Source organism: Novosphingobium sp. 32-60-15 (assembly GCF_002280675.1).
Lineage (GTDB): Bacteria > Pseudomonadota > Alphaproteobacteria > Sphingomonadales > Sphingomonadaceae > Novosphingobium.
Genome location: NZ_NCEN01000056.1, coordinates 1 through 6,685 on the forward strand (window position 1 = coordinate 1; position 6,685 = coordinate 6,685).

Annotated in this window: 5 protein-coding genes and 2 pseudogenes; all 7 read left to right on the plus strand. The window is 61.1% G+C overall.

Annotated features, from left to right (window positions below):
• Window positions 1–85: 85 nt before the first annotated feature.
• The 7 genes and pseudogenes from B7Y89_RS18030 to B7Y89_RS18055 all read left to right on the plus strand — a co-directional run bounded on the left by B7Y89_RS18030 (window position 86) and on the right by B7Y89_RS18055 (window position 6,410).
• Window positions 86–1,449, plus strand: a protein-coding gene (locus B7Y89_RS18030; RefSeq protein WP_179407693.1) for an IS3 family transposase whose coding sequence is annotated in 2 segments (ribosomal slippage) — window positions 86–434 and window positions 434–1,449 — 1,365 coding nt in all. Because the reading frame shifts where the segments join, the coding sequence is not laid out codon by codon here.
• 165 nt (window positions 1,450–1,614) lie between these two features.
• A pseudogene (locus tag B7Y89_RS18360) lies at window positions 1,615–2,352 on the plus strand (HAD-IIB family hydrolase); the annotation flags it as partial.
• A gap of 120 nt (window positions 2,353–2,472) precedes the next feature.
• Window positions 2,473–3,726, plus strand: a pseudogene (locus tag B7Y89_RS18365) (TolC family outer membrane protein); the annotation flags it as partial.
• Window positions 3,727–3,768: 42 nt separating this feature from the next.
• Window positions 3,769–4,218 (plus strand): hypothetical protein, encoded by a 450-nt coding sequence (locus B7Y89_RS18040; RefSeq protein ID WP_292940959.1) that lies wholly within the window; start codon window positions 3,769–3,771, stop codon window positions 4,216–4,218.
• A gap of 10 nt (window positions 4,219–4,228) precedes the next feature.
• Window positions 4,229–4,912: a transporter gene (locus B7Y89_RS18045; RefSeq protein WP_039858502.1), complete on the plus strand. Its 684-nt coding sequence runs from the start codon at window positions 4,229–4,231 to the stop codon at window positions 4,910–4,912.
• A 282-nt stretch (window positions 4,913–5,194) separates the two neighbouring features.
• Window positions 5,195–5,764, plus strand: a complete 570-nt coding sequence (locus tag B7Y89_RS18050) for a cytochrome b (protein WP_007015416.1) — start codon at window positions 5,195–5,197, stop codon at window positions 5,762–5,764.
• A 112-nt stretch (window positions 5,765–5,876) separates the two neighbouring features.
• On the plus strand, window positions 5,877–6,410 hold the full coding sequence (locus tag B7Y89_RS18055) for a superoxide dismutase family protein (protein ID WP_007015417.1): 534 nt from the start codon (window positions 5,877–5,879) through the stop codon (window positions 6,408–6,410).
• Window positions 6,411–6,685: the final 275 nt, after the last annotated feature.

The window sequence follows — 6,685 nt, forward strand, 5'->3', positions numbered from 1 at the left end:
TGTTCCCCGTCAGCACCAATGGCACAGATTTGAGGTTGTGATTTAAGGAGGATTTGGGTCTCGTCGTAGTGACGAAGGAACGAAGATGAGACCCAAATCCTCCAATGCAAAATCGCGCACCAAGGCCTCTGCGGAAGCGGTGGTGAAGGACATCCGCCGGGCCACCCGGCGGCACTTCTCGGCCGAGGACAAGATCCGCATTGTGCTCGATGGACTGCGCGGCGATGACAGCATTGCCGAGCTGTGCCGCAAGGAAGGCATCGCCCAGAGCCTCTATTACACCTGGTCGAAGGAGTTCATGGAAGCGGGCAAGCGGCGCTTGGCCGGCGATACTGCCCGTGCCGCGACCACAGATGAGGTGAAGGATCTGCGCCGGGAGACCGGCGCGCTGAAGGAGTGCGTCGCCGACCTGACGCTCGAGAACCGTCTGCTCAAAAAAAGCATTCTCGCGGATGGGGGCGACGACGAATGAGGTATCCTGCATCCGAGAAGCTGGAGATCATCAGCATCGTCGAGCAGTCGCACCTGTCCGCCAAGCGCACGCTGGACCAGCTCGGCATCGCCCGCCGGACGTTCTATCGCTGGTATGACCGCTACCTCCAAGGCGGGCCGGAAGCGCTGGAGGATCGGCCATCGGCACCGAGCCGGGTGTGGAACCGCATCGGCGAGGACATCCAGGACCAGATCGTCGAGATGGCGCTGGATCACAGTGAGCTGTCCCCGCGCGAGCTAGCCGTGCGCTTCACTGACGAGAAGCGCTACTTCGTGTCCGAAGCCACGGTTTACCGCCTGCTCAAGGCCCACGATCTGATCACCAGCCCGGCCTATGTCGTGATCAAGGCCGCCGATCAGTTCCACACCAAGACCACCCGGCCGAACGAGATGTGGCAGACCGACTTTACCTACTTCAAGATCATCGGTTGGGGCTGGATGTATCTGTCGACCGTGCTCGACGACTTCTCGCGCTACATCATCGCCTGGAAGCTTTGCACCAATATGCGGGCCGAGGACGTGACCGACACGCTGGACCTCGCTCTTGCGGCTTCCGGCTGCGACAGCGCCACGGTGCTGCACAAGCCCAGGCTGCTGTCGGATAATGGTCCCAGTTATATCGCGGGCGAACTGGCTGAATACATCGAGGCCCGGAAGATGAGCCATGTTCGCGGCGCCCCATGCCACCCGCAGACCCAGGGCAAGATCGAGCGCTGGCATCAGACCCTGAAGAACCGCATCCTGCTGGAAAACTACTTCCTGCCCGGCGACCTCGAGGCCCGGATCGAGGCGTTCGTCGAGCACTACAACCACCAGCGATACCACGAGAGCCTGAACAACGTGACGCCCGCCGATGCCTACTTCGGCAGAGCCCCAACCATCATCAAACAGCGTGAAAGGATCAAGCGACAGACCATCGAACATCGGCGCTTGCAACACCGCAGGCTCGCCGCCTAACATCAATCCCCAGACGAGGCCGACACTCCGCTAATCTACGCCGCGAGTTGCGCCAAATGTTCTGACGACGGACAGCTGCGATGAAGGATCTGTGCCGAGAGAAAGTCTGATGTCAGCTATGCACTACCCCCTTCTCGCCGATCGCGCTCCAGCAGGTGATGCGACATGAAGTGGCTGATCGTCTTCGATCTCGACGGCACTCTTACCGAAAGCAAACGCCCCTTGTCTGCCGAGATGGCAGCGTTGCTCATCCGCCTGCTCGCGCTGGCGGATGTCGCGGTGATCTCGGGGGGTGATTGGCCGCAATTCTATAGACAAGTCGCTTCGCGATTGCCGGCCGACTCAGCGCGTGATCGATTATGGCTGATGCCCACCACGGGCACCAAGCTCTATCGCTTCATCAACGGCGAGTGGCGCACAATCTATGCCGAGTTGTTCGATGAAGCGGAAAAGGCGAAGATCCGCGCTGCCTTTGACCACGCGCTGTCAATAGTGAGAGTCGCCGATGAGCGGGCCTGGGGGGCTCGGGTCGAAGATCGGGGAAGCCAGATTACCTTCTCTGGCCTCGGCCAGAACGCACCACTGCTCGCGAAGAAGAGCTGGGACCCGGACCGCGCCAAGCGCATCGCCCTTCAAGAGACGCTGCGCGCGGCGCTGCCGGGCCTGTCGGTCAATCTTGGCGGCACGACGTCGATCGATGTGACCCGCGAAGGTGTCGACAAAGGCTACGGCCTGAAGCGGCTAAGCGAGGAAAGCGGCGTGCCGCTGGCGGGAATGCTGTTCCTCGGCGATGCGATCTATCCGGGCGGCAACGACTATCCCGCCGCGCAGACCGGCGTGGACGTGGTGAAAGTGCGCGATGTCGATGAGACCGCGGCCGTCATGTCAGCGATCATCGCGTGTCACGGCGCGATTGCTTACTTTTCAGAAAAATGGAGATACGCTATGAACTCATTCCCAAGATTCGCCTGGATTGCCCTACCACTTATCGCGGCGAGCCCCGCGCATGGCGAAACCCTGCGCGAGGCGTTGATCCATGCCTATCGCACCAATCCCAGCCTGACCGGGGCGCGGGCTGGTTTGCGCGCCACGGATGAAGGTGTGCCGATCGCGAAGGCGGCGGCGCGCCCGGCATTGAGCGCGACCGCCGACTATCAGGAATTTGTCGTGCGTTCTGCCAATAGCTTCTCCGCGCCCTTGCGGGCCACGAGCGCAAATGCCAACGTATCGTTTCCGCTCTATCAGGGCGGCCGCGTCAAGAACGGGATCCGTGCAGCCGATGCGCGCGTGGAATCGGGCCGTGCGAACCTGCGCTTCACCGAAGCCGATCTCTTCACGGCAATCGTCTCTGTCTACATGGACGTTATGCGCGATGACGCGATCGTAGGATTCAACCGTCGCAATGTCGCTGTCCTCGAAACCAACCTTCGGGCTACGCACGATCGCTTCGAGGTCGGGGATCTGACCCGTACCGATGTCGCGCAATCGGAGGCACGTCTTGCCGTGGCCCAAGGCCAGCTCGAAACGGCGCTCGCGCAACTCGATACCAGCCTGGAAAATTATCTCCGTTTCGTCGGCCTGCCCGCACGCGATCTGGAATCACCGCCGGCGCTGCCGGGTCTACCACGATCGTCCGCCGATGCCGTCGCCATTGCCGTCGAAAACAATCCGCAGCTTGTCGCGGCGAAGGCCGATGCCAAGGCTGCGCGCTACGATGTCCGTGTAGCGGCGGCCTCGCGCTTGCCCACGCTCTCGGTTGTGGGAAGCAGCGGCTACAACAATTATCTCGGTACGCTCGCGAGCAACATCCCCGGACGCGTGTTCCAGCAGGCCCAAACGACGGCGACCATCGGGCTTTCAGCGACGATCCCGCTCTATCAAGGCGGCCTGCCGGCCGCCCAGGTGCGGCGCGCAACCGCGCTCGAAAGCCAGGCGATCGAGCAAATCATCTTCATCGAACGGCGCGTCGTTGCCGAAGCGCGCGCGGCCTATTCGCGCTATCTGGCCGCGCAGACGGTGATCCAGTCGTCCAAGACCGCGATTGCGGCCAACACGCTCGCCCTGGAGGGGGTTCGGGCGGAAAACAGCGTCGGCACACGCAATGTTCTCGACGTGCTCAACGCGGAGCAGGAACTGCTCAACAGCCGCGTCCAGCTCGTCACCGCCGAACGCGATGCATATGTTGCCGGATTCACACTGCTGGCCGCGATGGGGCGTGCCGAAGCGCGCGACCTCAACCTTTTTGGAGGCACACTGTTCGAACCGGGCTTCAAATGATCGCGGTCCGGCACCGGGCGTTGTTGCCCATGTCGGATCGGTATGCCCACGCTCGTAAGCACCTACCATCGAAAGGAGATTGCCATGACATGCCCCTCCAAGGAAGCTGACCTCCCGGGCCGGACTGCGCGGGCGCGAAACCTTATTCTGCTGGCATTGCCGTGCGCCGCTTTGCTTGCCGGGTGCTCCGGCACCGACACGGCCGACACATCCAGCAACAACCAGGCGGAGGCTCCACCCGTCGCGATGCCGCCACCGATCGTTGCGAGCCATACCTATCGGTGCGTCGGTGGCGACGTCATTTATGTGGATTTTCTCAAGGACGAATTGTCGATCAATGTAAGGCAGGGGTCTTCCGGTCCGTCAGCGCGGCTGACAGCGCCCGCCCCCGACAGCACCTATGCCGGAAATGGCATGACCCTTACCGTGTCCGGTAAGGACATCGATGTTCGCGAGCCGGGTAAGCCCTCGCGCAAATGCGCTCGCGCCTGAGGGGGTGTTGATGCCAGCGATCGCCTATACGATTATCCCGGTCGCGGCCGTTATGGCCGGGGCGCTCCTGTCGCTGTTGCGAAGGCCCAGCGCGAGCTTTGTCAGCGCCATGCAGCATCTTGCCGCAGGCGTGGTGTTCGCGGCGGCCGCGACTGAAATCCTGCCGCAGATCAAACACGATGCCTCGCCCTTTGCCACGCTCGTCGGCGGCATGATCGGCGTCGGCGTTATGTTGCTTCTAAAGGAGCTCGAAGGACGCGCGAAAGGCCCGGTGGCGATGCTCAGCGCTGTCGGCATTGACATTCTTGTCGATGGCCTGGTCCTCGGGCTGGCATTCATCGCTGGGCAGAAGGCTGGCGTGCTTCTGACCGTTGCTCTGACGCTGGAGGTGTTGTTCCTCGGTGTCACCGTCACGGCCGAACTCAGTGAGACGCTCGCGTCAAAACTGCGCGTGATCGCAACCGTATTCGGGCTCAGCCTGCTCTTGCCACTAGGCACCACAGTCGCCATGCCCGTCGCCATGTTACCGACGCCGGTAATCGTGGGCCTCCTGAGTTTCGGTCTGATGGCACTGCTCTACCTCGTCACCGAAGAGTTGCTTGTCGAAGCACACGAGCGACCCGACAGTCCACTCATTAGCGCGATGTTCTTTGTCGGCTTCCTTGGCTTGCTGCTGATCGATGAGTTGATGTAAAAGTCCCTTCCAAAGAAGATGCCTTTGCAAAGATCATTGAGTGATGGCCGAGCATTGGGTCGCACGTGTCTAGCCCGGATGATCTGGTTTGCTGTTTGCCGGCGAGAGCAGCGATGTGATTGTCTGGGGATCCAAGCTAACCTCACGGCGCGCGCCGGAAGCACGTTGGGCTTGCGGCCCGCACAAGCGCTCACAGTGCTTCTGCGTAACCGGTCAGCATGCGCTGCAAGCAACGGGCTTGGACTCATGCTACCCTCGCCAGAGGCTGCCGGGGACATATCGATGCAAGAAGCCAAATCTCGCTATTCCATTGTTTCGATCATCCTCCATTGGACGATCTTCATCCTCATCTTCGCCAATGCGACGTTCGGGGGTTGGATGGAAGATGCGGCGCCTTCACAAAAGCTCGGCTATTACCAACTCCACAAGTCTGTCGGCATCACGGTGCTGCTGTTGAGCCTGTTCAGGCTGGGTTGGCGGATCTCACATCCCTGGCCGCCCTTCCCCCAAGATATGTGGTTTTGGGAACGGGCGCTGGCGCGCGGCACCCATATTGTCTTCTACGTACTGATGATCGGTGTCCCGTTGCTGGGATGGGCCGCGGCGTCAGCAGGCGCTACGCCCGAAGTCCCGCTCTATGGAGTGCTGCCAGCCCCTAACCTGCCACTACCGCAGGACGAGGATGTTGCAGGAGCGCTCGGTGATTCGCACAAGATCATGGTTAAAGCGATCTACGTCGTCCTCGCCTTACATGTGTTGGGCGCTCTAAAACACCATTTCATAGATCGCGACCTCGTGCTGCATCGCATGTTGCCTCTTGTCGGTCGCAAAAAGGCGAGGAATATCCCATAGCCATCCCTCCGGCGACAAGCGGTCTGGGCCGGGTCCGGAAAGGGCACTGACCGGCGACCCTCCGCAGTCCATTGGACGAGGGTAAATAATTCACGCGGAAGGAGATAGAGCGATGAAATATGGGATAGCGGCTTTGACGATCCTGGGACTCGCAACGGCAACCGCGGCGATTGCGCAAACTTCCGCGCCGAAAGCCGTCAAGAGCGACATCGTTCAGGCCGGCGGCGGCAAGATCGGAGAGGTGACCTTGACCAACGGTCGCAGTGGCGTGCTTCTGCGTCTGACGGCGTCCGGGCTGACGCCTGGCTGGCACGCCATGCATTTCCATGCGACTGGCGATTGCTCCGACCAAGGCTTCCAGAAATCGGGCGCGCATATCAACCACGAGGATCACAAGACACCTCACGGGCTTCTCAATCCGGAAGGGCCGGACTTTGGGGAATTGCCGAATATTCATGTGGCGGCGGACGGCACCGTCAATGCCGAAGCCTTCTCGGCACTTGTCTCGCTGGACGCAGCGTCATCCCGGCCGAACCTTCTCGATGCCGATGGGTCCGCCCTGGTTATTCACGCCAGCCCCGATGACCATGTCACGCAACCGATCGGCGGGGCGGGCGCACGCGTTGCGTGTGCCGTTATCCGGTAAGCGCCAGCATACCCAGCACGGGACGCGTGCGGTCCGCCGATCGACCGCATGGCGGATTTTTAACGAATTCGGCGAGGTGCGCCTTAGCCACGCCGTGTTCGGCGCGACCAATGGATGGAGAGAATAACGCGTTTACGCGCCGCAAAAGCGGCGACCCAGAAAATCAGCAACTTTCCGGCCCGCAACTTGAGTGAAATTTAGAAGGTAGGATAATATGATCATAATCAACCCGCGCTCAGCTTGATATCTTCCGGCGCAGATCAACCAGTAAGTGG

Excerpts from the sequence above, each read along its gene's own strand:
- B7Y89_RS18040 (WP_292940959.1), top strand. The coding sequence starts at position 3,769 with ATGCCCACGCTCGTAAGCACCTACCATCGAAAGGAGATTGCCATGACA.
- B7Y89_RS18045 (WP_039858502.1), top strand. The coding sequence starts at position 4,229 with ATGCCAGCGATCGCCTATACGATTATCCCGGTCGCGGCCGTTATGGCC.
- B7Y89_RS18050 (WP_007015416.1), top strand. The coding sequence starts at position 5,195 with ATGCAAGAAGCCAAATCTCGCTATTCCATTGTTTCGATCATCCTCCAT.
- B7Y89_RS18055 (WP_007015417.1), top strand. The coding sequence starts at position 5,877 with ATGAAATATGGGATAGCGGCTTTGACGATCCTGGGACTCGCAACGGCA.